The sequence below is a fragment of the Natrinema longum genome (assembly GCF_017352095.1).
In the GTDB taxonomy this organism is placed as follows: Archaea; Halobacteriota; Halobacteria; order Halobacteriales; family Natrialbaceae; genus Natrinema; species Natrinema longum.
Genome location: NZ_CP071463.1, coordinates 1,338,551 through 1,362,788, shown reverse-complemented (window position 1 = coordinate 1,362,788; position 24,238 = coordinate 1,338,551). Strand labels below are relative to the sequence as shown.

At 65.3% G+C, this 24,238-nt stretch carries 30 protein-coding genes; 17 read left to right on the top strand and 13 right to left on the bottom strand.

What is annotated here, in order from left to right; all coding sequences use genetic code 11:
• Window positions 1–75 precede the first annotated feature (75 nt).
• Together J0X27_RS06785 and J0X27_RS06780 are read right to left on the bottom strand one after the other, a co-directional pair.
• On the bottom strand, window positions 76–210 hold the full coding sequence (locus J0X27_RS06785) for a DUF7560 family zinc ribbon protein (protein WP_097381355.1): 135 nt from the start codon (window positions 208–210) through the stop codon (window positions 76–78).
• Between the two features lie 106 nt (window positions 211–316).
• Window positions 317–976, bottom strand: coding sequence for a helix-turn-helix domain-containing protein (locus tag J0X27_RS06780; protein ID WP_207271628.1), 660 nt, complete (start codon window positions 974–976; stop codon window positions 317–319).
• Between the two features lie 87 nt (window positions 977–1,063).
• Between J0X27_RS06780 and J0X27_RS06775 the strand changes: the two genes are divergently transcribed.
• Complete coding sequence (locus J0X27_RS06775; RefSeq protein ID WP_207271627.1) at window positions 1,064–1,831, top strand: SDR family oxidoreductase; 768 nt, start codon at window positions 1,064–1,066, stop codon at window positions 1,829–1,831.
• 30 nt (window positions 1,832–1,861) lie between these two features.
• Here the strand turns inward: J0X27_RS06775 and J0X27_RS06770 are convergent, their stop codons facing one another.
• The gene (locus J0X27_RS06770; RefSeq protein WP_207271626.1) at window positions 1,862–2,101 is read right to left on the bottom strand and encodes a hypothetical protein; all 240 of its coding nucleotides are present in this window, start codon (window positions 2,099–2,101) and stop codon (window positions 1,862–1,864) included.
• Window positions 2,102–2,140: 39 nt separating this feature from the next.
• On the opposite strand from J0X27_RS06770, the gene J0X27_RS06765 reads away from it, so the two are divergent.
• Window positions 2,141–2,410 carry a hypothetical protein gene (locus J0X27_RS06765; protein WP_207271625.1) on the top strand — a complete coding sequence of 90 codons (270 nt, stop codon included), beginning with the start codon at window positions 2,141–2,143 and terminating at the stop codon, window positions 2,408–2,410.
• 35 nt (window positions 2,411–2,445) lie between these two features.
• Here J0X27_RS06765 and J0X27_RS06760 read toward each other — a convergent pair whose 3' ends face one another.
• Window positions 2,446–3,501, bottom strand: coding sequence for an aldo/keto reductase (locus J0X27_RS06760; protein WP_207271624.1), 1,056 nt, complete (start codon window positions 3,499–3,501; stop codon window positions 2,446–2,448).
• Window positions 3,502–3,631: 130 nt separating this feature from the next.
• On the opposite strand from J0X27_RS06760, the gene J0X27_RS06755 reads away from it, so the two are divergent.
• From J0X27_RS06755 to J0X27_RS18220, 3 genes are all read left to right on the top strand, one after another.
• Window positions 3,632–3,844: a hypothetical protein gene (locus J0X27_RS06755; protein WP_207271623.1), complete on the top strand. Its 213-nt coding sequence runs from the start codon at window positions 3,632–3,634 to the stop codon at window positions 3,842–3,844.
• Window positions 3,845–3,957: 113 nt separating this feature from the next.
• Window positions 3,958–4,857: an acyltransferase gene (locus tag J0X27_RS06750; protein ID WP_207271622.1), complete on the top strand. Its 900-nt coding sequence runs from the start codon at window positions 3,958–3,960 to the stop codon at window positions 4,855–4,857.
• A 131-nt stretch (window positions 4,858–4,988) separates the two neighbouring features.
• The gene (locus J0X27_RS18220; RefSeq protein ID WP_425491965.1) at window positions 4,989–5,096 is read left to right on the top strand and encodes a DUF7563 family protein; all 108 of its coding nucleotides are present in this window, start codon (window positions 4,989–4,991) and stop codon (window positions 5,094–5,096) included.
• A gap of 74 nt (window positions 5,097–5,170) precedes the next feature.
• On the opposite strand, the gene J0X27_RS06745 is transcribed toward J0X27_RS18220, so the two are convergent.
• The 3 genes from J0X27_RS06745 to J0X27_RS06735 form a co-directional block, all read right to left on the bottom strand.
• On the bottom strand, window positions 5,171–6,799 hold the full coding sequence (locus J0X27_RS06745) for a preprotein translocase subunit SecD (protein ID WP_207271621.1): 1,629 nt from the start codon (window positions 6,797–6,799) through the stop codon (window positions 5,171–5,173).
• Complete coding sequence (gene secF / locus J0X27_RS06740) at window positions 6,796–7,671, bottom strand: protein translocase subunit SecF (protein ID WP_207271620.1); 876 nt, start codon at window positions 7,669–7,671, stop codon at window positions 6,796–6,798. The genes J0X27_RS06745 and secF overlap by 4 nt, the downstream gene beginning before the upstream one ends.
• A 63-nt stretch (window positions 7,672–7,734) precedes the next feature.
• On the bottom strand, window positions 7,735–8,208 hold the full coding sequence (locus J0X27_RS06735; protein WP_207271619.1) for a DUF5812 family protein: 474 nt from the start codon (window positions 8,206–8,208) through the stop codon (window positions 7,735–7,737).
• Between the two features lie 159 nt (window positions 8,209–8,367).
• On the opposite strand from J0X27_RS06735, the gene J0X27_RS06730 reads away from it, so the two are divergent.
• The 3 genes from J0X27_RS06730 (at window position 8,368) to J0X27_RS06720 (ending at window position 11,416) form a co-directional block, all read left to right on the top strand.
• Window positions 8,368–8,775, top strand: coding sequence for a hypothetical protein (locus J0X27_RS06730; protein WP_207271618.1), 408 nt, complete (start codon window positions 8,368–8,370; stop codon window positions 8,773–8,775).
• Between the two features lie 128 nt (window positions 8,776–8,903).
• Window positions 8,904–10,199, top strand: coding sequence for a glucose-6-phosphate isomerase (locus J0X27_RS06725; protein ID WP_207271617.1), 1,296 nt, complete (start codon window positions 8,904–8,906; stop codon window positions 10,197–10,199).
• A 95-nt stretch (window positions 10,200–10,294) separates the two neighbouring features.
• Window positions 10,295–11,416 (top strand): CPBP family intramembrane glutamic endopeptidase, encoded by a 1,122-nt coding sequence (locus tag J0X27_RS06720; protein WP_207271616.1) that lies wholly within the window; start codon window positions 10,295–10,297, stop codon window positions 11,414–11,416.
• Window positions 11,417–11,482: 66 nt separating this feature from the next.
• On the opposite strand, the gene J0X27_RS06715 is transcribed toward J0X27_RS06720, so the two are convergent.
• Window positions 11,483–11,941 (bottom strand): NOB1 family endonuclease, encoded by a 459-nt coding sequence (locus tag J0X27_RS06715; RefSeq protein ID WP_097381369.1) that lies wholly within the window; start codon window positions 11,939–11,941, stop codon window positions 11,483–11,485.
• A gap of 4 nt (window positions 11,942–11,945) precedes the next feature.
• Window positions 11,946–12,191, bottom strand: coding sequence for a PRC-barrel domain-containing protein (locus J0X27_RS06710; protein ID WP_097381370.1), 246 nt, complete (start codon window positions 12,189–12,191; stop codon window positions 11,946–11,948).
• 281 nt (window positions 12,192–12,472) lie between these two features.
• On the opposite strand from J0X27_RS06710, the gene infB reads away from it, so the two are divergent.
• Window positions 12,473–14,272, top strand: coding sequence for a translation initiation factor IF-2 (infB, locus tag J0X27_RS06705; RefSeq protein WP_207271615.1), 1,800 nt, complete (start codon window positions 12,473–12,475; stop codon window positions 14,270–14,272).
• A gap of 26 nt (window positions 14,273–14,298) precedes the next feature.
• On the opposite strand, the gene J0X27_RS06700 is transcribed toward infB, so the two are convergent.
• Entirely contained in the window at window positions 14,299–14,676 is a 378-nt protein-coding gene (locus J0X27_RS06700) for a cyclophilin-like family protein (protein WP_207271614.1), read from the bottom strand.
• A gap of 125 nt (window positions 14,677–14,801) precedes the next feature.
• Here J0X27_RS06700 and J0X27_RS06695 point away from each other — a divergent pair, with 125 nt between their 5' ends.
• From J0X27_RS06695 to J0X27_RS06680, 4 genes are all read left to right on the top strand, one after another.
• Window positions 14,802–15,170 carry a hypothetical protein gene (locus J0X27_RS06695; protein ID WP_207271613.1) on the top strand — a complete coding sequence of 123 codons (369 nt, stop codon included), beginning with the start codon at window positions 14,802–14,804 and terminating at the stop codon, window positions 15,168–15,170.
• Window positions 15,171–15,259: 89 nt separating this feature from the next.
• Window positions 15,260–16,939 (top strand): glutamine hydrolyzing CTP synthase, encoded by a 1,680-nt coding sequence (gene pyrG, locus J0X27_RS06690; protein ID WP_207271612.1) that lies wholly within the window; start codon window positions 15,260–15,262, stop codon window positions 16,937–16,939.
• Complete coding sequence (gene guaA, locus J0X27_RS06685) at window positions 16,939–17,856, top strand: glutamine-hydrolyzing GMP synthase (RefSeq protein ID WP_207271611.1); 918 nt, start codon at window positions 16,939–16,941, stop codon at window positions 17,854–17,856. The genes pyrG and guaA overlap by 1 nt, the downstream gene beginning before the upstream one ends.
• Complete coding sequence (locus J0X27_RS06680) at window positions 17,853–18,185, top strand: DUF7126 family protein (RefSeq protein ID WP_207271610.1); 333 nt, start codon at window positions 17,853–17,855, stop codon at window positions 18,183–18,185. The genes guaA and J0X27_RS06680 overlap by 4 nt, the downstream gene beginning before the upstream one ends.
• Window positions 18,186–18,819: 634 nt before the next feature.
• Here the strand turns inward: J0X27_RS06680 and J0X27_RS06675 are convergent.
• Both J0X27_RS06675 and J0X27_RS06670 read right to left on the bottom strand, forming a co-directional pair.
• Entirely contained in the window at window positions 18,820–19,617 is a 798-nt protein-coding gene (locus J0X27_RS06675; RefSeq protein ID WP_224214627.1) for a 5-formyltetrahydrofolate cyclo-ligase, read from the bottom strand.
• 1 nt (window position 19,618) lies between these two features.
• The gene (locus tag J0X27_RS06670; RefSeq protein ID WP_207271608.1) at window positions 19,619–20,245 is read right to left on the bottom strand and encodes a MogA/MoaB family molybdenum cofactor biosynthesis protein; all 627 of its coding nucleotides are present in this window, start codon (window positions 20,243–20,245) and stop codon (window positions 19,619–19,621) included.
• A gap of 102 nt (window positions 20,246–20,347) precedes the next feature.
• Here J0X27_RS06670 and J0X27_RS06665 point away from each other — a divergent pair, with 102 nt between their 5' ends.
• A complete protein-coding gene (locus J0X27_RS06665; RefSeq protein ID WP_207271607.1) occupies window positions 20,348–21,373 on the top strand; it encodes a zinc-binding dehydrogenase in 1,026 nt (341 codons plus the stop codon).
• An 85-nt stretch (window positions 21,374–21,458) separates the two neighbouring features.
• Complete coding sequence (locus J0X27_RS06660; RefSeq protein WP_207271606.1) at window positions 21,459–21,779, top strand: DUF7977 family protein; 321 nt, start codon at window positions 21,459–21,461, stop codon at window positions 21,777–21,779.
• A gap of 89 nt (window positions 21,780–21,868) precedes the next feature.
• On the opposite strand, the gene J0X27_RS06655 is transcribed toward J0X27_RS06660, so the two are convergent.
• Window positions 21,869–22,186 (bottom strand): DUF7853 family protein, encoded by a 318-nt coding sequence (locus tag J0X27_RS06655; RefSeq protein ID WP_207271605.1) that lies wholly within the window; start codon window positions 22,184–22,186, stop codon window positions 21,869–21,871.
• A gap of 224 nt (window positions 22,187–22,410) precedes the next feature.
• Here J0X27_RS06655 and J0X27_RS06650 point away from each other — a divergent pair, with 224 nt between their 5' ends.
• Together J0X27_RS06650 and J0X27_RS06645 are read left to right on the top strand one after the other, a co-directional pair.
• Entirely contained in the window at window positions 22,411–23,472 is a 1,062-nt protein-coding gene (locus tag J0X27_RS06650) for an alkaline phosphatase family protein (protein WP_207272045.1), read from the top strand.
• Entirely contained in the window at window positions 23,469–24,227 is a 759-nt protein-coding gene (locus J0X27_RS06645; RefSeq protein WP_207271604.1) for a class I SAM-dependent methyltransferase, read from the top strand. Before J0X27_RS06650 ends, J0X27_RS06645 begins: the two co-directional genes overlap by 4 nt.
• The last annotated feature ends 11 nt before the right edge of the window (window positions 24,228–24,238 follow it).

Sequence of the window (24,238 nt, the reverse complement as noted above, 5' to 3'; positions counted from 1 at the left end):
ACCACGGCCCGAGTCGTTTTCGTGGGTTCGGAACGCTCTCCGAACCGCCTCGAGCGTCCGTCGGTCGACCCGGAATCAGGTCGCGAAGTTGTCCTCGGCCACGGACCGCCCACAAACGGGACAGCCGTTCGCCAGCGTTGCCTCGCGCATCGGGTCGGTCACTTGGATCTCTCGGCGACAGTCCGGGCAGGTGAATTCGTACGGTCTCATGGGTCTCGGTGGGGATGCTCCAGTTGATTCATCGCTCTCGTTCGGGATAGGGTGACGACCCAGATATGGAGGGCCCTATTTATAATACGGTGGCAACGGCCCCGTTTCACTCCTCGAGTACCGATCTCAGGAGCGTGGCTTCGGCCTTCCGGAGGTGTTCGGCGGCCGTACTCGGCGCACAGTCGATCGCGTTCGCGACGGCTTCGTGACCGGCGTCCCGAGGGATCTCGTAGTAGCCGAGATCGACCGCGGCCTCGATCGCCTCGCGCTGGCGGTCGCTCAGTCGGGACTCGGTGATCGGGGGTGCCGTCTCCATCCCGCCGATTTCGGTGACCATCACCCCGATCGGATCCGGGACCCGTTCGATCGCCGTCTGAATCGCCCCCGACGGCCCGACGACCGAGTACGAGACGGTGCCGTCGGCCGCGTACTCGATCGGTGGAATCACGACGACGGGGCTTTCGGTGGCGAGTTCGAACACCCCTCGGAGCGGTTCGGTCATCGCGTCCCTGATGTAGGTGTAGAAGGCGTCGTCGCCCGCCGGCGCGATTTCGGACGCCAGCACGTGGGGAATCGCTTCGATCGCTGCGTCGAACCGCTCCCGATCGCCCTCGACGTAGTGCATAATGCCGAGTTCGTCCCCGTCGAAGTTCCACTGCAACGCCCTCGAGCGGCCGACGTATGGTGCGTTGGCCAGGACGTCGTATACCGGATGGATCTCGGCCTCGCGACCGTTCGCGTCGAGCGATATCCGGACGTGTTTCATACGGTGAGTGTTTCCCTCCAACGCTTAAACCCCACAGACGGATCCGGCAGCGGTGATTCGACGCTCGAGGCCGAATCGACGCTATCCATGACTTGTCGGACGCTTCTCACGGGTGCGACCGGAACGCTCGGGACGGCGTTGCGTTCTCGATTGGGCAATGCGGGCCACGACGTACTGGCGGCGAGTCGCTCGCCGCCGTCGGACGACGGCGCGTGGGTCGCGATGAACCTGGCCGACGGAACGGGTATCCGCGGGGCCATCGCAGACGTCGACGTCGTCGTCCACGCGGCGACCGCTGCGACCGGCGATAGCGAGGCAGTGGACGTCCGCGGTACCGAACGATTGCTCGAGGCGGCCGCCGATGCCGGGGTCTCGAACGTCGTGTACGTCTCTATCGTCGGCGTCGACGAGATTCCCTACTCGTACTACCGGCACAAGGCCGCGGCCGAACGAGCCGTCGAGGCGAGTTCCGTCCCGTCGACTATCGTCCGGGCAACGCAGTTCCACTCGTTCGTCTTCGATCTCCTCGAGTCGGTCGCACGCCTGCCGGTCTGGCCGCTCCCGACGGCGTTCCGCCTCCAGCCGATCGACGTCGGCGAGGCGGCGGCCGCGATCGTCGAGTACGCGACGTCCGAACCGGCCGGTCGCGTGCCCGACGTCGGCGGTCCCGAGGTCCGGACCGTCGGCGAACTCGCGCGGACCTACCGCGACGCAAAGGGGCTGGGCCGTCCTCTCGTCCGCCTCCCGCTCCCCGGAAAGACCGCTTCCGGGTTTCGATCCGGCGACGGAACCTGCCCGGACCGAACGGTCGGGACGGTGACCTGGCGCGAGTGGGTCACGGCACGCTGTGACTGACCCCCGCTCGTCCTCCTCGACGGGACCCCTTCACCGGAGATTCGCGATGACAGGCGCGACCTGCACGAACATCACCAGGCTCACCAGGACACACAGGTCGTAGGCCTCGTCGAACACGTCGGCGCGCTCGAGGCCGGCCTCGAGCGCGCCGAGTCCGAGACGCGTCGCCGCCACGAGTACCGGAACGCCGAATGCCGACGTGAGCGCGTTCCCACTGGCGGCGGTGTGGCGGTCGCCCCCCGAACACGGAGAGACTGCTCGAAGCGGCATGCTCAATCGTTATGCCTTGCGAAGTGTTACCAACACTGTATGAGCACGTTAAACGAAGAGATGGCCGACGTCCGGTCGGACGTCGACGACGTGCGAACCCAACTCAGAGAGGACGTTCCGGCGTTCTTCGAGTTCGACGTCGCCGTCGGAAACATCACGTACAACGCCAACAGCAACAGCGTCTCGGTCACCGTCGAGCCGAGCTCTCGAGCCCGCGAACAGCTCTCGGACGAACTGGGCGGCGTGGCCGTGAAAACGGACGGGATGCTGGAGTTCGAGTTCAGACTGAGCGAAACGGAGTCGGGGTAATCCGGCCCCCGGCGGCCCGCTCGAGCCCGCGCCGATCAGTCGGCCGCGAGCTTGTCCAGTCCGGCGGATTCGATGTCCTCGCCCCCGACCGACGAGCGAAGCGCGTCCATTCCGTCGTCGCGGTCGATGTCGAAGTCGGCTTCGTACAGCTCCGCGACGCGCGTCAGCTCCTCGTCGGTGAGCTTCGGCACGTCGCTGGCCGCGGCCCACTCGTCGATGTCGTCCGTGGTGCGGAACGTCGGCGTCACGGTCGCGACGGGATCGTGGCTCAGGAGCCACGCGATCGACGCCTGGCCCATGGTCCGCTCGCCGTCTCGCTCGAGGAATCGCAACTGCTCGAGTTTCTCCCAGCCGGTCTCGTACCACTCCTCGGGGCGGAAGCCACGATGGTCGCCCTCGCCGAGTTCGGTGTCGGGGGTGACCTGTTCGTTGAGGATGCCCGACGAGTGGGGCACGCGAGGAATCAGACTCGTCGCGGAGCCCGTTCGCTCGATCGTCTCGAGGAAGTGGTTCCCCACCTCCTGCTCGAGTACGTTCCAGACCAACTGGACGGAGTCGAACTCCTCCTCGATCGCCAGATCGCCCTCGGCGAGCCACCCGATCGAGGGGCCCAACGCGAGGCCGACGGCCTCGATCTTGCCCTCCTCCTCGAGTTCGTCGAGCAGTTCGAGCACGTCGGGGGTGATCTCCTCGACGTCGGCGTTGTGGAGTTGGAGCAGGTCGACCGACTCGAGCCCGAGCCGATCGAGGCTTTTGTCGACGGCGTCCCGGAGGTACTCCGGATCCATCTCCTTGGGGAGTTCACCGTGGCCGGCCTGCGGGTTGTTGTAGAAGTCGTAGCCGACCTTGGTCGCGACGGTGACGTCCTCGCGGACGTCGGAAAGCGCCCGTCCGACCAGTTCCTCGCTGCGGCCGTGGCCGTAGACGTCGCCCGTATCGACGTACGTGATCCCCTGCTCGACGGCGTACTGGAGCATCTCGATGGCGTCTTCTTCCGAGCGGTCGCCCCACCAGTCGGTGCCGACGGTCCACGCGCCGAAACCGACCTCGCTGACCTCGACTCCGGAGTCGCCGAGTTCGCTGTATTGCATACCGGTCCCTTCGTAGTGGGGGAACTTAGGGTGAACGGAACGCTCGAGCCCCCGATCCGACCGAGTCGAACGGGTTCGCCGGTCGATCTCGAGCCGAACCGCTCTTGGGCAACGGCTGACAAGACCCCCCATGGTCGAATCCCGCCCTCGCGGCTCGAGCCGACACCTGTTGGCGGTCCTCGTCGTCGTCGTCGTCCTACTTGGATTCCTCGCCGTGCGGCTGTTCGAGTTTCCCAGCGATCGCCTCACGATCGGCGCTGTCGTGGGGGGTGCCTTGCTGGTGATCGGCGCGCTCGTGTTGCCCGCCGTGCTCCTCTCGGGGTGGCAGTCCAGCGAGAAGTGATCCCGGATACGGGAAACGGCTCCCAGTCCACCCGATCCCCCACACGACAGCAGGTCCGGCAACCCGGAACGCACAACCGAACCCCTATCAACTCGGCGGGCAATACCACGGGTATGACAAAGCGGTACGTGTCGCTCCCCGAGGAGGCGGAAGCGGGGATGCGCGAGTTCATCGACGAGGTCGATCGACGGCTCTCGAGCGACGAGGATACCTGCTCGGTCGTCGAGGACGTCCTGATCGATCTCTCGGGAGACCGCGAGGCATACGAGCGCTGGCAGCGCGGCGAGTCGGTTTCGCCGGCCGAACGCGTCCGCCTGCAGAGTTACGATCCCTGCAATACGACCCTCGAGAGCGAATACTACGCCGAGAAAGACGAGGAACGGTTCCGCCGCTCGAAACACCTCCAGTGGCTCTGGCGACAGTTCGATAGCCTGCCGATCGCGGACAACGTCGAGTTCGCCCTGCGATTCAGACGGATGCTCGCCGACCACCTCTTCGAGGAGTGTGGCGACGACTGCCGGTTCTTCAAGGGGATCTCGTTTACCTACGGCCACAACATCACGATCGGCGACAACACCGTCGTCCACGACGACGTCCACCTCGACGACCGCGGGAAACTCACCATCGGCGATCGCGTCTCGATCTCCGATGGCGTCCACATCTACAGCCACGATCACGACGTCGTCGACCAGACCGAGGTCCGCAACTACCACACCATCGTCGAGGACGACGTTCGCCTCACCTACGACGCGATGGTTCGTGCCGGCTGCAAGGTCGGCGAAAACGCCATCGTCGGCGCACGCGGCATCGTTCAACATGACATCCCCGCCCACCACATCGCGCTCGGAATGCCCGCGAAAAGCGTCAAGATCAAGCCAGGCTGGGAGGACGTCGCTACGCCCATCGACGACGCCGGCACCAATCGGCAGGAACAGCGCCACCTCGAGTACGACCTCCCCGACGATCTCGCGGTCTTCGACGAGTTCCAGCGCGACAGACAACGGCCCGAGTAGGGCCGCGACTGCGGTCTCTTTGTGATGACTCGCCGGCGACGACGGTGTGTAGGGCGATCCTCGAGTGGAGGTTGCAGTCGCAGGCCCCCCGCCCATAGCCGTGTCGCTATTGCGTTGGCGTGGTGAATCGAATGCCCGTTTGTACTTCCTGTGGATATAACGTTTCGTACGATTTCGCCCGCGCTCACGGTGAGAACGGGACTGTCGACTGGTGTCCACGCTGTCGGCAGAATCAGTAGCCGTCCGTCGTCGATCGACGCTGTACTGGCAGCGCGGTACTCGATCGGGAGTGTCGGACGAACGGTGACCCGCGCTACCTGTCGGTCAACAGCCGTCGCAGGATGTCACCGTAGGCGGGCCGGGTGATGAGAACGCCGATAAACACGCCGAGGATGGTGATGATCGCGAATCCCTTGAGGTCACCGAGGCTCAGGACCGCCAGCGGTGAGAGAGCAACGACGGTCGTCGCCGCGGCGGCACCGATGACCCAGAACGCCTTGCGGAACCGCGATTGGAAGACCCGGACGGAGCTGACGTCCCCTTCGTCCATCACCTCGTCGGCGATGATCACGAGGTCGTCGACCCCGGTCCCGACGACGGCGATGAATCCGGCGACGTGGGAGAGGTCAAGTGGCATGCGTATCAGCGCCGCGAACCCGAGCAGGATCACCACCTCCGCCATCGCCGTGACGATCATCGGCAAGGCGACGCGCGTGTCCGTGTATCGGGAGTAGACGACGCCACTGACGGTAATCACCGAGAGCAGTCCGATCAGTAAGGAGTACTCCTTGAACTGTTCGGCGTGACTGGCCTCGATCGAGTAGACCTGATTGTTCTCCATGTCCAGTGGGGCACGCAGGCTCCCGGCTCGGAGATTGACCGACAGCGACTGTGCTCGCTCCTGATCCGGTGCGCCCATCTGGAAGGTCGGATCGTTCGCCCACTCGCCGTTTCGCATGGAGGTCGCGAGCCCGGTGCCCGATCTCGAATCGTCGCCCATGCTGTGGGCGTCGATGACCTCCCCGTCGACGACGGTGAGGAGACAGTACTGTTGCCCCTCGTGGTTGAAGTTGATGTCTTCGCCGTCGCCGCGGAGGCTGCACTGTCCGACGCCCTCACTCGTGAACCCGAGGTCGTTCATCTGCTGTTGGAATCCCGGTGCGGCGTCCTCGCGGACCTGTACCGGGACGAAATAGCCGTCGCCCCGCTGGTTCTGTTCCGGCGGGTCGATATCGGCGATTCTGTCGCCCGTCAGCACCGTCTCGTTCGTGTGAGTGCCGTTTTCGGTCGGGTAGTAGGCTTGCACCTCGACGACACCGCGCTCGGAGAGGAGACTCCGGAGTTCGCTGGCACCCATGTTGGGCACCTCGACGACGATGTAGTAGTCCTCGCCCAGCGTTGCCGACTGGTAGGCCGTCCCGCCGGAGAGCCCCGCTGCGTTGATCTTCGTCTGAATCGTCTCGATTATCTGATCGCGGGTCTGTTGGGTGACGCCGTCGCGAATGTCGTCCTCGGACGCGTCGACGTTCGCCGACTGCAGGGCGCTGGCGAACTCGGCTTCGGTTACGTCGTCGGTGAACACCTCCGCCGTGACGGTCCCGTCGTCCTGAACGTTGACGTTGGTGTCGGCGGGATCGAGGTCGAGTTCGTTCTGTAACGTCGACTCGAGCTCCTCGAGTCGCTCCTCGTCGACCTGCCCGTTGTCACTGACTGCATCGGACGCGATGTCCTCGGCGGTCATACCGGTGACTGGGACCCTGATTCGGGTCCCGCCCTCGAGTCCGAGGCCGAACTCGAGGTTGGTCGGACTGCTCTGGACGCTCTCGTTTCCGCCGAGGCTGTCGTCTGCGACGATGCCGCCGGGGATGAAGAGCGCGACGACGGCAAAGCCGATGAACAGGGCGAGCAGGAGGACGCGCCAGTTGTCCTTGATCGCGCTCATGATCGCACCCCCTCGAACTTGTACCAGCGAAGCAAGCTCAGATTCAACATGTAGGTGTTCATCAGGTCGGCTGCGAGGCCGACGAACAGGATGATACCGATCGATGCCAGCAGGTCGATACCGAAGATGGACGCGGAGATCCACATGACGAGCATCGCGGCCATCGACGTGACCGTCATCGTGACACCGGTCCGCATCGCGCGGTGGGTGCTTTCGTAGAAGTCACCGCTCCGACGCAGAACGTGGTTGTTCAACAGGATATCGGAGTCGACCGAGTACCCGATGAGCATCAGCAAGCCCGCGACCGTCCCCAGGGAGAGCGGGATCCCGGCGAGGCGCATGAACGCAAGCGGGATCACGAGGTCGGAAAACGCCGAGAGAACGATCGCGATCGACGGGACGAACGTTCGAAAGAGGATGAACGCGATCGCGCTCATCCCAACGAACGCTACGACGAGCCCGATCATGGCCGTCTGTTGGCTCCCCGCGCCGAAACTCGCCGAGGTCGACAACACTGACTGGACGATATCGGCGTCGCCGTCCTGCTCGAGGTTCGACTCGGCCTGATCGCTCAGGGACTGTGCGTCAGTCTCGGAGAAGCGGACGATATACTGGTTGGCACCCGCCGTTCCGGTCACGGATTCGGGCGTCTCCTCGAACGCCGCTGGAATCTCGCCTTCCGGCGTCGTCGTCTGGACGGTCAGTTCCGATCCACCGGTGAAGTCCATTCCCAACGGAACCGGCGAGCCGTATACGAGAAACGAGCCGCTGAGAACGAGCAGTGCAACTGCGAGAACCGCGAGCGGAACCGCCGCGAGCTGGCGGTTGCTGTACCGGGTGTAATCGATCTCCGGTACGTCGAAATACGCCATATACCCGACCACTTGTCTCCCCCCGAAGTAAGCTTTCTCAATTCCGACCGCGTGGTCCGTCGATCAGTCCGGCAGGTATCGCACGCTCACGACGCCGTCGTCGGCCGATCGACGCACTTCCACCCGAACGGCCTCGAGTCGGGCCGCTCGAGCGATCGTCTCCTCGTCCGCGAGGATGTCTTCCGCTGCGGGTTCGACGTCGGATTCGGGGACGCGGAACACGTGGATCTCGCCGGTGCCGGCCCGTTCTTTCTGGACGAGGTCGCCGATCTCGCTCTCTGCGGCTAGCTCCTTCTCGTGGGTGGTCGGCTCGAGGTCGCTGTCGACCAGTTCGATCGTGCGTCTGTCGGCGACGTCGATCACCTCCCAGGTGACCTCCATAGGTGGCTCGGGTGCGACGGTCGCCTCGAGGACGTCGTGGACCTCGAGGCCGGGGTTCGACCCGAGGGTGTGGACCTGTGCGGTCTCGACGTCGCGGACGACCGCCGACTCGCTCTCGGCGTGCGTGACCACGAAGGTTCCGGTCTTTTCGGTCATGGGAGGGCGTAGCGGGCGGATCGCTTTCCGAGTTTCGGCTTTCGATAGCTGTCGAGAGTCGGCTTTCGACGAGAACAGCCGCTCAGTCGGTGTGCGAACTGATCGCTGGCCTCTCAGACGCCCAAAATATTATACTGACATAACCCATAGATTACTAACATGAACCCCGAAACTCGGCGCATCGTCACCGAGGAACTCTGGCGAAGCGTCGTCTGGGCAGGTCTCGGACTGGTTGGGTGGGCGATCATCGTTTCCGAGTTCGCGTGGGTCGACGGGACGTTGGTCACTGTATTTGGGTTGCCGATCCTCACGTGGGCCGTCCTGACCGGCGGTATGATCGGGGTCCGCCTCCGAACGGAGGGCGAACTTCAGGTAGGGTCTCAGGCCGGTATCGTTCTGTCCGTGATCGTTGGGATACTCCTCGGCGGTGTAGCTGCCATCTTCTTGGTAACACGAGGGTACTCGGCCCTCTGGGTGGGATCGGTCTATGTGGTTACAGCGCTCGCGACAGCGCTGTGGTCGTGGTATGCCGTCCTGCCAGGGTTCGAAACGAGCCCGACCGCCTGAGTTGCTCCATCGCTTTTCCGCCCGTACTGAGCACGAGTGACACTCGAGCAGGCACGCACTCTCCCACCACCATCGCGTCGCGATACCGTCACGGAACGCCTTTAGCCCAGGCGGTCGCGTGCTGAGACATGAACGTCGATATCGGTAACGCACTCGCGTCCGTCGCGTCGCCGGGCGTCTCGAGGGAGTCCCTCGAACGACTGGACGAGCAGGTAGCGGTTGCCCACGAGCGAATCGAGGAAGGGATGGCGAACGAGGAACACGGCTACGAGGCGCTGAACCTTCCCCAGCGAACGGACCCCGACGAGATCCGAGCCACAGTGGAGCCGGTCGCCGACGCCGAGATCCTCATCACCGTCGGCATCGGCGGCAGTTCGCTCGGCGCGGCGACGATCACGAACGCGCTCGACTCGGACACCGAGACCGTCTTCCTCGACAACGTCGACCCCGAGTGGGTCTCGAGCCACCTCGAGCGACTCCCACTCGAGAACGCGGCAATCAACGTCGTGTCCCGGTCGGGGAAGACGGCGGAGACGCTGGCGAACTTCCTCGTCGTCCGCGAGGCGTTCGAGTCGGCCGGCGTCGACTGGACCGAGCGAACGATCGTCACGACCGGCGACTCGGGCCCGCTTCGCGACCTCGCGGAGCGACACGGGCTGCCGTCGCTGATGGTTCCCGACGGTGTTCCGGGTCGTTTCTCCGCGCTGTCGGCGGTCGGCATGGTCGCCGCGTCCGTCTGCGGACACGACCTCGAGGCCCTGCTCGCGGGCGCGGCCGCCGAGCGCGAGACCCTGACGGGCTCGCTGTTCGACTGTCCGGCCTACGCCTACGGTGCGACGACCTACGCGCTGGATCAGCGGGGTGCCGGGGTCAACGCCGTGATGCCCTACGCGGAGTCCCTCGAGACGTCCGCGGAGTGGTTCGCCCAGTTGTGGGCCGAGAGCCTGGGAAAAGACGACCTCGGCCAGACGCCCGTGCGGGCACTCGGCGTCACCGACCAACACTCGCAGCTCCAGCTCTATCGTGCGGGCCCACGGGACAAACTCGTCACCTTCGTCACGACAGGGGAGCGTCCGGACCGGTCGATCCCGGCGACTGACGTCGACGAGCTGGCGTATCTGGGCGACGCGACGCTGGGCGAACTGCTCGAGGCGGAGTTCGAAGCCACGGAAGCGAGCCTCGCGGCCGCCGGCCGACCGAACGTCCGCGTCGAACTCGAGGCCGTCGACGAGTACGAACTCGGGGGTCTACTGTACGGGCTGGAAGCCGCCTGCGTGCTCGCGGGCGAACTCTACGGCGTGAACACCTTCGAGCAGCCGGCCGTCGAGTGGGCGAAGAAGGCGACTCGCGGCCTGCTCGGCGGTGGCGAGTTCGAAGAGGCCGACGCTGTCGCCGAGAAAACCGAGCTTCGGGTAGAGCGATAGCCGACGTGTCGATCGCTCGTCGGTGACCGGCCATCCGCCCCGAGCCGAACGTCGAGTTGCGGTGCGCATATGAATCCGCACACGAATACGTACGTATGACCGAGACCGCACGGGCCGACGAGGCCGGCCCGATCGCCTCCGACGTCGTTCCGGGGATCGGGACCGTCCTGGCCGGAATCACGATGGTCGCACTGCTCGTCCCCGTTCGCCGCGGCGTCGACGACCCGATCGTCCTCGCCGGTGTCGGCTTCGCCCTCGCGGCGGTCCTCACGTTTCTGGTTCGACGCCACGCCGGGCTCGAGCGACGGATCGGGGGACCGATCGCCGCCGGGTCGAGCGTTCTGGTCGTGTTGCTCGCCGGCTACGCGCTGAATCAGGGGGTTACCGCGCCCGCCGCTTTGCCGACGGGGTCGGTGTCGATACCGGTCGTCTTCGTCGCGTTCGTCACGGCGGGGCTGGCCGCTGCGATGGGGGTCGCCGACTACTACGGAATCACCCCGACGGGACTCAAGCGCCGGAGTCTGCAAGTCGTGTCACTGTCTGCCGTCGGGCTCGCAGGACTCCTCGCGACACCGGTCGTGATCGCGATCCTCGCGATTCCGATCGTCCCGCTTCTCGAGCCGCTCTCGACGTTCGAAGAAGCCGTCTTCACCCAGGTATCGATGGCTATCGGTGCGATGCTCGTCACCGCGGGCTACCTCGCCATGACCGACCGTGACCTGTCCTTTATCGACCTCCGCCGACCTACGCTACGGGAACTGGGCTGGATCGTCGGCGGGCTGTTCGTCCTCTTCGGGGCGCTCTTTGCAATCTCCACGCTCATGCAGTCGGCTGGCGTCGAGAGCGCCGATCACTCGACGACCCAGCGAGCCCAGGACAACCCTGAACTGATGCTGATACTGGCTCCTCTCGCGATTTTGATTATCGGTCCGTTCGAGGAACTGCTCTACCGGAACGTGATTCAGAAGTCCCTGTACGAGACGTTCTCGCGCCCCGGGGCCGTCGCCGTGGCCAGCGTGATCTTCGCCGCAGTACACGTCCTCGCGTACGCCACTGCCGGTATCGGTGCGGTGATTGCCAGTTTGGGGACGATATTCGGGCTCTCGATCGTCCTCGGAACGATCTACGAACGAACGGACAACCTCCTCGTACCGGCACTGATCCACGGGGTGTACAACGCAGTGACGTTCGTGAGCCTGTATTTCACCTACGGCTGATCGAGTGACCGAGTCGCCGCCGGCGACAGGATCGAACGACCGACCGCGACCGAACGCGATCGGGGGTTACGACGGATTCTTGCGGGCCAGCGCCGACCCACAGATCGGACACCGATCCTTCTCCTCGTCGAACTCCCGACCACAGCCCTGACACTGGAACCGCCAGTGGCGCTGTTCGTCGATCCCCTCCCGAGCGATCACCTCGACGTCGACGTTGAGTTTCTCCGAGACGTTTTGCATCGCGTAGTCGTCGGTCACCAGCACGCCGTCGAGTTCGAAACTCGCCGCGACGAGCCGAACGTCGGTATCCGAGAGCACCTCGAGGTCGCCGGATTCACGCGCGGCCCGCTCGACCTTTTCGGTGGTATCGTCGTTGGGAATGTGGATGTGCATTCCCGATCCCTCCATCGCGTCGTAGCGATAGGCGCTCTCGTCCTCGAGTTCTTCGCGGACGAGTGGGATCGTTGCAGTCTGTTCTGTCGTGTGAAAGTCGTGGATAAAAGCGGAGGAGTCGAGAACGTACATACCGTTAGCGCTGGACGACGATGTAGTCTTTCACCGCTTGAACGCGGTTGACGGGAACGAGAAAGCGACCGGCGTCGTCGAGATCGAAGTCGACCCCGCGGCGAGGCAGTTCCTCGTCGGGCTCGATAACGAGATCGTGGAGCTTGCCGGATTTCAGATCCATCGTGATGTTGTAGAGCAGTCCAAGCTCGGTGCCGTCGGACCCCATGACGGACTTCCCCGAGAGGTTTTCAGCGAGTATATCGCTCATGCATGCCCGTACTTACTAATCGGTATTAAACGATTGGGACCGCGCACAACGGCGTCGGAATCCGGCGGCGGTCGGCGACGAGCGGACCGTCACGCGATCCGGTCGATCAACGGCGATGGCACGATGTGAGAGTCTAAGCCGGCGATCCGTCCCATGTCCGGAGCGGCGATCGGTGGCGGCTGTGACCGCGGCTCGCGTCGCGGCGTCCGGAACGCGGATGACGATGGGTTTAACTACGGCGCTACGGAGGTTTTAGGTAAGACCTTCTCGGGTGGTTCACCATGTCGGATACGGATACACGCGACCCCACATCTCTCAGAACGCCGATCGTCGCCGTCCTCGGACACGTCGATCACGGCAAGACAAGTCTCCTCGATAAGATCCGCGGCTCCGCGGTCATCGAGGGCGAAGCAGGCGCGATCACCCAGCACATCGGCGCGACCGCCGTTCCGCTGGACATCATCTCCACGATCGCAGGCGATCTCGTCGACCCGGACGACTTCGACCTCCCCGGCCTCCTCTTTATCGACACGCCGGGTCACCACTCCTTTACGACGCTGCGATCGCGTGGGGGCGCGCTGGCCGACATCGCCATTCTCGTCGTCGACGTCAACGACGGCTTCCAGCCCCAGACGCTCGAGGCCCTGGACATCCTCAAGCGCTCGGAAACCCCCTTCATCGTCGCGGCGAACAAGATCGACACCGTTCCGGGCTGGAAGGAAAACGAGGACTCCCCGATCAACGACACCTACGAGGCCCAGACCGATCGCGTGCGCGAGCGCCTCGACGAGAGCCTCTACGAGATCATCGGGAACCTCTCGGACGAGGGCTTTTCCGCCGACCTCTACTGGCGGGTCCAGAACTTCCAGCGCAACGTCGGCGTCGTCCCCGTCTCGGCGATGACCGGCGAGGGCGTCCCCGACCTCCTGACCGTCATGATGGGGCTCTCCCAGCGCTACATGAAAGAGGAGATGGAGATCGACGTCGCCGGCCCAGGCGTCGGCACCGTCCTCGAGGTCAAAGAGGAGAAAGGGTTCGGGACGACGATCGATACGGTGCTGTACGACGGAACGATCCGTTCGGACGATCGGATCGTCGTCGGCGGACAGAACGAACCGATCGTCACCGACGTGCGCGCGTTGCTCCAGCCGCGGCCGCTCGCGGAAATCCGGACCGAGAGCCGGTTCGAGAAGGTCGACGAAGTGTCGGCCGCGTCCGGGATCAAGGTCGCCGCGCCCGAACTCGCGGACGCGATGGCCGGCGCGCCGGTCCGGGTCGTCCGCGACCGTGACATCGACGAGGTCGTCGCGGAGGTCCAGGCCGAACTCGCGGACATCGCCGTCGACACCGCCGAAGAGGGCGTCGTCGTCAAAGCCGACACCCTGGGCAGCCTCGAGGCGATGGCCGACGCCTTGGACGACGCGGAGGTGCCGATCGTCCGCGCGGAGGTCGGCGACGTCGCCCCGCGTGACGTCTCGGTGGCATCGACGGCCGAGGACGGGAAACAGAAGGCCATCCTCGGATTCAACGTCGATACCCTCGAGGACGCCAACCAGCGCGCGGAGATCGAGGACGTGACGATCTTCACCGACGAGGTCATTTATCAGCTCATCGAGGAGTACGAGGAGTACGTCGAGGGGATCGAGCAGGCCCAGCAGGATACCATCCTCGAGAACATCACCCGGCCCGCCCGCTTTCGCATCCTGCCGGATCACACCTTCCGCCAGAACGACCCCGCGGTCGTCGGCGTCGAGGTGAATTCGGGAACGATCCAGAACAACGCGAACGTCGTCAAGTTCGAGGGCAACGAGCCCGATCGGGTCGGCCAGGTCAAGGGCATTCAGGAGCAAGGCGAGGACGTCGACGAGGCCCGCGCGGGCAACCGCGTCTCCGTCGCCATCGAGGGACCCACCGTCGGACGAGGGATCGAGGAGGACGACGAGCTCTGGATCGAGATTCCCGAGAAACACGCGAAGATCCTCGAACAGGAACTCGCCAGCGAGATTCCCGGCGACGAACTCGAGGCGCTGAACATGTACCTCGACAAGCAGCGCAGCCGGGATCCCTTCTGGGGCAAGTAGCCGTCCTTTTTCGGCCTCGGGCTCGCTCACCCCTCGGCCCGATCGAGGCGAACCCGCGCCCCGCCCTCGAGATCGGCCAGCGAGACCGTCTCGTCGACGCGTGCGACGACGGTCACGGGCGCGGCGGCGCGGGGTTCGCCGTCCACGCTGGCCGGCGTCTCGCCCCAGAAGAGACACAGTTTCTCCCCGGCCGGCCAGTAGGCGATCGCGCCCTCGGGGACGACCGCGCTGGCGTTTTCCGGCGGCGCGTCGAGCGCGAAGTCGAAATAGAGTTCCTCGCCCCAGCGGATCGCGTCGCCGGCGACCGGTAGTGCGTCCTCGAGCGCGGCTCGCGTTTCGGGTGCGTCGTCGGTCCACGTGGCCTCGAGTTCGCGGTCGTCGACGGTAACGCGTAGATCGGTCATAGCTGCGTCCACGAACAGCGGCTACTTCTCGGTGGCGGTCGCAATTCCACCCCGCTCGACTCGAGACGGAGGCCCCCGGCGACTTCCACTGGAAGCATTAACACGCTGCTCGTGGTGGACCCGGTATGCTCGTTCAGCTCCGCCAGTACAAACACGAGGAGGTCCAGTTCGACGACAACAGGACGACCGGCGAGTCCCAGACGGAAGACACGGTCAACCCGGACGCGGAGGACTACTTCGGCAAAGACATGGCCGACCTCGACGTCGAGACGTGGGATACGGTCGAGTACGAGGGTGATCCGATTCAGCGCCGTTCGCTCACGCTCGATGGGGTCACAGCCGTCTCGGTGCCACAGGACCCCATCGACGAGGGGGACCCGGCCCTCCCCGGACGGACGGTCCAGGTGCGGATGGAGGGGGGTATCGAATCCCTCGAGCAGGCCGAGATCGTCGACGTACAAGACGAGAACCCACGGGAATCGACGGCCGAGTGAACGGTGGCTCCGCCGGCGAGGAGTGACAATCTCTGTCGGAGGCGGTGCGGTCCCGAAATCGTTTTCAAGCGGTCGCGCGCACACTCGGTATGCCGACGGAATCGGACACTCATTATGACCCCTCGCTGGGGAACAAGTTCATCTTCGTCACCGGCGGCGTCATGTCGGGGCTCGGAAAGGGGATCACGGCCGCGAGCACCGGCCGGCTCCTCAAAAACGCCGGGTTCGACGTCACCGCGGTGAAGATCGACCCGTACCTGAACGTCGACGCGGGGACGATGAATCCCTACCAGCACGGTGAGGTTTACGTCCTCGAAGATGGCGGCGAGGTCGACCTCGATCTCGGGAACTACGAACGGTTCCTCGACATCGACATGACCTCGGATCACAACATCACGACGGGGAAGACCTACCAGCACGTCATCGAGAAGGAGCGCGCGGGAGACTACCTGGGCAAGACGGTCCAGATCATTCCTCACATCACCGACGACATCAAGCGCCGCATTCGCGAGGCCGCGGAAGGCACCGACGTCTGTATCATCGAAGTCGGCGGCACCGTGGGCGACATCGAGGGGATGCCCTACCTCGAGGCGCTGCGCCAGTTCGCCCACGAGGAACCGGAAGAGAACGTCCTCTTTACGCACGTCACCCTCGTTCCGTACTCGAAAAACGGCGAGCAAAAGACCAAGCCGACCCAGCACTCGGTCAAGGAGGTCCGCTCGATCGGCCTCCAGCCGGACGTGATCGTCGGCCGCTGTGAGGATCGACTCGATCCCGAGACCAAAGAGAAGATCGCGCTGTTCTGTGACATTCCCACGGAAGCGGTGTTCTCGAACCCCGACGTCGAGGACGTCTATCACGTTCCCCTGATGGTCGAAGACGGGGGGCTCGATCAGTACGTCCTCGAGCACTTCGGGCTGGCCGAGGAGGCGCTCCCGGAGGGCGAGCGGGCGAACGACTGGCGCGAGATCGTCACGACCGAGAAGGAAGGGACGGTCGACATCGCGCTGGTCGGGAAGTACGACCTCGAGGACGCGTACATGTCGATCCACGAGTCGCTGAAACACGCCGGTTTCGAAGTCGGCGTGGACGTCGACACCCACTGGGTGGCCGCCGACGAACTGAGCAAGGGCCACGACGGCCAACTCGAGGGAATGGACGGTGTCATCGTTCCCGGCGGGTTCGGAATGCGTGGCTCCGAGGGCAAGATCCGGGCGGTCCAGTACGCCCGCGAGAACGACGTCCCGTTCCTGGGCCTGTGTCTGGGCTTCCAGATGGCCGTCGTCGAGTACGCCCGGAACGTGCTCGGTCTCGAGGGTGCCCACTCCGCCGAGATGGAGGCGGACACACCCCATCCCGTCATCGACATCCTGCCCGAACAGTACGAGGTCGAGGACATGGGCGGGACGATGCGGCTGGGCGAGCACACGACCGTGATCGAACCCCAGACGCTGGCCTACGAGCTCTACGGTGACACGTCCTGCTCGGAACGACATCGCCACCGCTACGAGGTCAACCCCGAGTACTTCGACGCCTTCGAGGACGAGCCGCTGACGTTCTCCGGCACCGCGGGCAACCGGATGGAGATCCTCGAACTCGACGACCACCCGTTCTTCCTCGGCACGCAGTTCCACCCCGAGTACACGTCCCGACCGGGGCAGCCGAGTCCACCCTTCCTCGGGCTGGTCGAGGCCGTCCTCGAGGAGCCCGATGCCGAGAGCGAGAGCGAACCCGACGATGCCGACACCGAAACGGAGGTAACCCACTGATGGTAGATACCGAGACGTTCGTCCCCGACGCAGTCGCAGAGATCGACGAGAAAATCGGCGATGCGAACGCCGTCATCGCGCTGTCGGGCGGCGTCGACTCCTCGACGGCCGCCGCGCTGGCCTACGAGGCGATCGGCGACCAGCTCACGCCCGTCTACGTCGACACCGGGTTGATGCGGAAAGGCGAGACCGAGGAGATCCGCGAGACCTTCGGCTACATGGACAGTCTCCGGATCGTGGAGGCACAGGACCGCTTCCTCGACGCACTGGAAGGCGTCACCGATCCCGAGGAGAAGCGCCACATCATCGGCGAACAGTTCATCCGGGAGTTCGAGACGGTCGCCACGGACGTCGACGCCGACTATCTCGTGCAGGGAACGATCTACCCCGACCGCATCGAGAGCGAGGGAACGATCAAGTCCCACCACAACGTCGGCGGCCTCCCCGAGGTCGTCGACTTCGAGGGCATCGTCGAACCCATGCGCGACCTCTACAAGGACGAGGTCCGCGAGGTCGCACGCGAACTCGGCCTCGAGGAGATCATCTCCGAGCGCATGCCGTTCCCCGGTCCCGGCCTCGCCGTGCGGATCATCGGCGAGATCACCGCGGAGAAACTCGAGGTGGCCCGCGAGGCTAACCACGTCGTCGAGGAGGAACTCGAAGACTACGAGCCCTGGCAGGCGCTCGCTGCCGTCATCGGGAAGGCCACGGGTGTCAAGGGTGACAATCGGGTCCACGGCTGGGTCGTCTCCGTCCGCTCGGTCGAGTCACGCGACGGCATGACTGCCCGCGCTCAGGAGATCGACTGGGACACCCTCCAGCGCATTCAATCCCGAATTACGGGGTCCCACGAGAACGTCGCCCGCGTCGTCTACGACGTAACCCACAAACCACCCGCGACCATCGAGTACGAATGAGTTCCACGACGACCGCTGTCGTCGCCGGCCCCGACGACGACGGCATCGGCGCTGCACTCGAGGGTGAGGGCGTCGACGTGACCCGACTCGACGGCGTCATCTCTCGGCCCCAACTCGAAGAGGCGGGCGTCGTCGGGGTCGACCTGTACGTCCTGACCGACGTGGGACAGGCGACCACCATCCCGATCGTCTGTGACCTGAACGACGACGTGCGGACCGTCGTCTACGCGCGACGAACGGTCCCCGAGTTCGTCAAGGGGCAACTCGATATCGCGATCGATCCACAGTTGATGGATGCACGCGTCGTCGCCGACGAACTGGTCGACTGAGACGGGCCGGTGTCGCCGGATCCCGGCGCACCCGCGACCCGCTGTGGCGCTTGGCCGACACTGATTGCCAGGAATCCGGACGACAGCGTCGATCCGGTCTCCGGACGCAGTCGTTACGGGAGCGAAGTCGACTGGATTCGGCTATGACGGCAGTATAAACTTTTTCGAGCCGGAATTCGGGCGGCTGAACTCACGTTGAATTCGGCGTAATTCGGCGTAAAATCGGTATACCATCACCCCCGTTCAAGTGGTATCGCCCGTCACGTCGTGATGGAGGTCGACGGGCAGATCCCACCGATGGCATCCACCGCCTTCCCGCGACTTCCAGCAATCCCACCACAGCACCCTTCCCCACCACTGCCAATCGATTCTCGCTGACGCGAGCCTCCCACCCACCCACCCGGCTCGCGTCGCTTTTGGGAATCTGGCGTTCGGAACGCGGCGGGTTCCGCCGCGTTCCGGGGATGGACACCCTTTCATTGCTACGGACTGGGTAGACTGGCGTCCAGCGAATCGACCCCAGGAGCGTTCCGATCTCGAGTCCGGAGCGCCGCGAGCGATCGATGCCACTGCAACGATTCACACGCTGATCGCAACGCCGTCGCGCGAGTCGGTATGCAGTGACGTTCGGTGCTTACGACACGTTCTCCCGAAACCCGTCGAGAACCGGGATCTCCTCGAGTCGCTCGTCGGCGAGCAGGTCCCAGTCGATCCCCGTCGGCTGGTCGCTTCCCTCGGGTCGGATCACCCGCTCGGGCGTGACGACGAGATCCATCGCGACGTCGTGGGGCTCCATCGCGACGCGCTCGTCGAGCAACTGCCGTTCGTGGATCGTCGTCGCCACCGGCGTAGACGCGTCGACGAGTCCGAGCTCTCGGAGCACGGCGTACTCGAGGTCGCTGTAGCCTTCGCCCTTGCCGATCCGGCCGCCGTCGTCGGCCGTGGAGCGATCGTCGCTCGCCGTCCGTGCGGACTCTCGGCCCGCGCTGACGGCAACGCTCCCGGAGACGATCAGATCGACGCGGTCGACCTCGTCGGGCCCCACCTGTTCGCCGTGGGCCGAGGAGCCGGAGACGGTCGTCGCGGCGTCGTAGTCCTCGAGTTCCGCGGGATCGAGTTTCAGGAAACACTTCTCGTCTCGCAGTCGCGGCACCGCCATGTAGACCGTCTTCCCCTCGCGGAGCGCGCGCCGTCGGACGGGGAGTTGCGGCGCATCGGGATTGGCCTTGATCGTCGTCGCGTCCGTCCACTCCGGTTGCTCGGCCAGCCGATCGGCTGCGTCGTCCGCCCCGGCGAAGTTCGGAATCCGGCCGTGGGGTGGAAACGGAAACCGGGCCTCGCCGCTCTCCTCAAGGTCGTCCCAGACGCGCTCGCGGATCGATTCCTTGTCGGTGCCGTGGTCCCCGTTTCGACCGTCGTCGACGGAGCCCACGTCAGGCACCTCCGTCGGTCGCGTCGACTTCGGTTGGGTCGCCGGCTGCGGCGTCCGGATCGCTCTCGGCGTCGTCGTCCTCCTTGACATCTTCGTCGTCCTCGGCGTTCGACTCGTCCTCCCGGAGGCAGTCGATGATCTCGGGCGCTTCCGACAGGACGATCTCCTCGAGTGCGAGGCGGACCGCATCGGTGTTGCCGGGCAGACAGAAGACCGGCGTTTCGTCGGCGATGCCCGCGAGCGTCCGCGCGGTCACGGCGCTCGTCCCCACCTGTTCGTAGGCCAACACGGTGAAGAGTTCGCTGAAGGTCGCCAGCTCCTTCTCGAGTAACGGGGCGACGGCCTCGAGGGTGACGTCGGTCGATTCGACGCCCGTCGCGCCCGCTGTGATCACGACGTGGACGTCGTTGCGGTCGATCAATCGCGAGACGATCGACTGGACGGTATCGTGATCCGGGCCGACGTGTTCTCGCACCGTGACCTCGTTGCCGTCGGCCTCGAGAATCTCGGTGAGTGCCTCGCCGGGTTCGTCGGTCTCGAGGCTTCGATCCGAAGCGATCGTGACGACACCGGTACAGAGCGTCCCGTCGCTATCGTCGGACGTTTCGTCCGCAGCCGTTTCCGTCATACCTCGTCTTCGAGGGGCAGTGGGTAAAGTACTGGGCGAAGAGGGGGCACGCCGCGTCGGGTTGCCAAACTGTTATGCATCGGCTTTCCGTTGCCTGCGTGTATGAAGGCAGTCCAATTCGCGGAACACGGCGACACGGACGTCATCGAGTACGGCGAGTACCCCGATCCCGAAATCGATCGGGACGAGGTACTGGTCGACATCAAGGCGGCCGCGCTCAACCACCTGGACATTTGGACCCGGCGGGGAATGCCGGGAATCGACCTCGAGATGCCCCACATTCCGGGCAGCGACGGGGCCGGCGTCGTCGAGGACGTCGGCGAGGACGTCACCCGCTTCGAGGAGGGCGACCACGTCGCGCTCTCGGCCGGCGTCGGCGACCTGCGGATGGACGACCCGACGCTCGACCCGCGATTTCACATCATCGGCGAACACGTCACCGGCGTCCACTCCGAATACGCCGCGATCCCCGAGGACAACCTGATCCCCGTTCCCGACCACGTCGACTGGGCGGTCGCCGGCTCGAGTTCGCTGGTCTTCCAGACCGCCTGGCGCATGCTCATCGAACGGGCCGACCTCGAGGCCGGCGAGTCGGTGCTCGTGTTGGGAGCCAGCGGCGGAGTCGGCCACGCCGCCCTCCAGATCGCCGACTACGCGGGCGCGGAGGTCTACGCGACCGGCAGTACGGCGGAGAAGCTCGACTACGCCGAGGAACACGGCGCGGACCACGTCTGTAACTACGAAGAAGAGGACTTCGCGGACTGGGTTCTCTCGGAGACGGACGGCCGCGGCGTCGACGTCGTCGTCGAACACGTCGGCGCGCCAACCTGGCAGAACTCGCTGAAGAGCCTGACCAAGGGCGGGCGGCTCGTCACCTGTGGCGGTACCGGCGGCGGCAATCCCGAGACGGACATTCCGCGTATCTTCTGGAACCAGCTCCAGATCATCGGCTCGACGATGGCCACGCCCGATCAGGTCGACGACGTGTTGGAGCTCGTCTGGGACGGAACGTTCGAGCCCGCGATCCGCGAGGAACTGCCGATGAGCGAGACCGCACGCGCCCACGAGATCATCGAGAACCGGGAAGGGTTCGGCAAAGTCGTCGTCCGACCGGACAGCGAACTCTAGACCAACTCGACGACGCTTCCCGACCGGTGGACCGTCACGGTGGCCAACCGTGAGGGCTTTCACTCTGCGGTCGAACGCTCCGATAGTGACCTCGAGCGACGACGGCGGCTACGTCCACGATCCAGCGGCGTTCGATGCCGGCGCGGACGACGAACAGGGAACCGATCCGTCGGCCGACGACGGAGACGGCTCCGATCCGCCCCACCCCGCGACGGTCGACCGGGAGTTCGACTGGCGCGGCTGGATCCTCGTCGGCGTCCTGGTCTTCGCGTTTCTCGTCGCCCCGACGGCGATCTATCTCGTCCCGCCGGGTGCGGAGGGGTATCGCTTCGCGTTGCTGATTCTCCCGCTCGCACCCGCGATTTTGCTCGCGATCACGGCCGTCTGGGCGACGACGCGGCCCTGAGCCGGGCGAGCGCGCGGCTGATCGAGGGCGCTCGTCTCGTTCTGTGAAAAAACCAGTGAGTGTCTCCAGCGCTCGAGCGCTGGCGGCCGTTATGCCGGCATCTCTCGGATCTCCTCGAGCCGTTCGAGGACGGCCGATCCGTGACCGACGTCCCGGTCGGGTGTCTCCTCGTGGTCGACGTACGTGGCGAGTGCCGCATAGATGCGATCGGCCTGCAGGCCGGTGAACCGTTCCGTATCGCCGTCGGTCTCGAGTATCTCGATGACCTCGAGTACCCACTCGGGTGGTCGTTCGTCCTCGTCGAGGGCCTCGTCGAGGCGGGTCGACAGGACGTGGTGGACGACCCATTGCTCGTCTCTGGAGAGCGGGACTTCGTACGTCTCGGTTGTCGGTGGTGAGGAGCTCATTTCGTCGGACGGGACCGGGGTGGTCCTCGACCGAAGCTACGAACACCGTCCTAATAAGCCTTGTCACAGTGTGGCATAGTTGCTGGGAACCCGGCGGGCCAGCGGCGGGGGTCGGTCACCCGGCGTCTCGAGGGGAGCCTCGGTCCGGCGCTCCTGACGGTCACGCTGGCGATCAAAAGCTACTAACAGAATCGGATCCACCACGCAGGTAGGAGCCGACGGTGATTGATTTCGCGACGGTATCCGGCAAGATCGCGACCGGACGCATCGGCTATACGCTCTCGCAACTCGTTCCCGCCACGCCGATCTGGGAGCGTGAGTGGGACGTCTGTTGCGTCCTCGACGGCTGTCGCCTCGATCTCATGCGTGAGGTCGCGAGTGCCGGCCATCCGGCGCTGCCCGACGCCGACGGGGTCGATTCGCTGTGGTCGGTCGGGTCCCAGTCCGCCGAGTGGATGGACCGAACGTTCGCCCCGCAGTACCGCGAGGAGATGGCCCGGACCGCCTACGTCACCGGCAACCCCTTCTCCTCCCAGCCCTGCGAGCACATTCTCGTCACCTCCGACGAGGTCCTCCCGCTCGAGGCCGACGATTTCGGCGTCTTCCACGAGGCCTGGCGGGAGGAGTGGGTCGACGACGACATCTCGACGATCCCGCCCGACCCGCTGACCGACGCTGCGATCGCGATCTGGCGAAACCGGGCGGAGCTTGGCGTCGACCGCGTGCTGGTTCACTACATGCAACCCCACGCCCCCTTCCGGTCGCAACCGGGCTGGTTCTTCGGCTCGGCCGACATCGAACACTGGGGGCAGTTCACCGACGGGGACGACGAGGAGGAGATCGACCTCGCGGACCTCGAGCCGGAGGAACGCGAGGCACTGGAGGCGCTGGCCGAGGCCGAAGCCGAGGAAGACGACGACACGGACTCGATGAACGACCCCTGGATCAAACTTCGAAACGGCGAACTCTCCTACGACGCGGTCTGGGCGGCCTACCGGGACAACCTCGAGTGGGTGCTCGACGACGTCGCGCGACTCCTCGCGAACTGCGACGGCCGGGTCGCGATGACCAGCGATCACGGCAACGCCATCGGCGAGTTCGGCGTCTGGTCGCACCCGCCCGGAACGCCGGTTCCCGCCCTGCGCCGGGTGCCCTGGGCGGTCCGCGAGGGGCAGGATCGCGGGACGTTCGATCCCGCCCTTCCGGATGGACTCCGCGACGACGACCCGGACAGCGCGGACGAGCCCGCGGTCGAATCGCGCCTCGAGGCGCTGGGATACCGATGACGACGGCCCTTCGCGACGCGATTTACGCCGTTCGGAAAGCTCGGTTGGGACTCGAGCGCCGCCGACTCGATTACGGCCGGGAGACGCGCGAGCGGGCCGAGCGGCTGGCCGACGTGCTCCCGGCGTCGGCCGCCGAACTGCGGGCGTACGAGCAGGAATACGACGACCTCGAGTGGTTCCACGAGAGCTACGCCGACCGGGTCGCCGAGATCCACGAGGCCGGCGTCGCCACCGACACGACCCACTGGCGCGACGGCGTCACGCTCTACGTCGTCTGTCGCGCACTCGAGGTCGAGACGGTCGTCGAAACCGGCGTACTCTTCGGGTCGTTCGACGCGCACATCCTCGCCGCACTGTCCGAGAACGGCGGCGGGACGCTCCACGCGGTGGATCTCCCCGGCGGACCGCCCGGCCCCTTCGAGTACGGCCACCTGATCCCGGATCGGTGTCGGGACCACTGGGAGCTTCGCGAGGGCGACGCACGCGAGGTGCTCCCGAAGCTACTCGAGACCGTCGGCCCCGTCGACCTCTTTTTGCACGACTCGGACCACCGGCACCCCCACATGCGCTTCGAGTACGAGACGGCGCTCGCTCACCTCACGCCGGGTGGCGTGCTCGCGAGCCACGACGTGCGGCTCTCGAGGCTGTTCGATCGATTTACCGAGGCCAACGGCCTTCGATCGTGCGTCGTCTGCGATACGGGCATCGGGCGGCTCTCGGCCTCGAGCGCTCGGCCGGACTCGAACCGGTCGTGACGGGGCTATCG